The sequence below is a fragment of the Rhizobacter sp. P1_G5 genome (assembly GCF_056405435.1).
Genome location: NZ_JBFUCB010001188.1, coordinates 1 through 599, shown reverse-complemented (window position 1 = coordinate 599; position 599 = coordinate 1). Strand labels below are relative to the sequence as shown.

The following is a 599-nucleotide window of genomic DNA, read 5'->3' as shown; positions in this document are numbered from 1 at the left end:
GTCGGTGATGGCGCCGAGGAAGGTCTTCAGCATCACCGGCTCGGGGAAGAGTTCGAGCCGGCCGGCTTCGATGCGCGAGAGGTCGAGCAGGTCGTTGATGAGCAGCAGCAGGTGCTCCGCGCTCTGCTGGATGGTCCGCACGCCCTGCAGTTGCTCCTTGTCCAGCCGGATGTCGATCTGGAACAGCTGTGCGTAGCTCATGATCGCGTTCAGCGGCGTGCGCAGCTCATGGCTCATGTTGGCGAGAAAGCTGCTCTTGGCCCGGTTGGCGACTTCGGCCGATTCCTTGGCGGAACGCAATTCGGCCGTGCGCTCGCGCACGGTGATCTCGAGGTTCGTCTGGTTGAGCTGGAGCTGCCCGAGCATCGCGTTGAACTGCTCGACGAGGTCACCCAGCTCGTCCTGGCTGCGCCGCGTGACGCGCCGGGGCGGCAAGCCCTGGTGGATGTCCCGTGCCACGCGGGCCAGGTCCTCGATCTGGGAGAGGCTGGCATGCAGCAGCACGGTCGCGAAGACCAGCCCGATCGCGAGCGAGGTACCGAGCGCGCTCAGCAGCGGCAGCGACTGCCGCTGCCATTGCGACACGGCCGAGGGCGAGG

Annotated in this window: 1 protein-coding gene; it reads right to left on the bottom strand. The window is 66.8% G+C overall.

Features of this window, described 5'->3' with window-relative positions:
- Nucleotides 1–599: histidine kinase dimerization/phospho-acceptor domain-containing protein (locus AC1D12_RS34895; RefSeq protein WP_477845613.1), on the bottom strand; the 599-nt coding region annotated here is incomplete at both ends.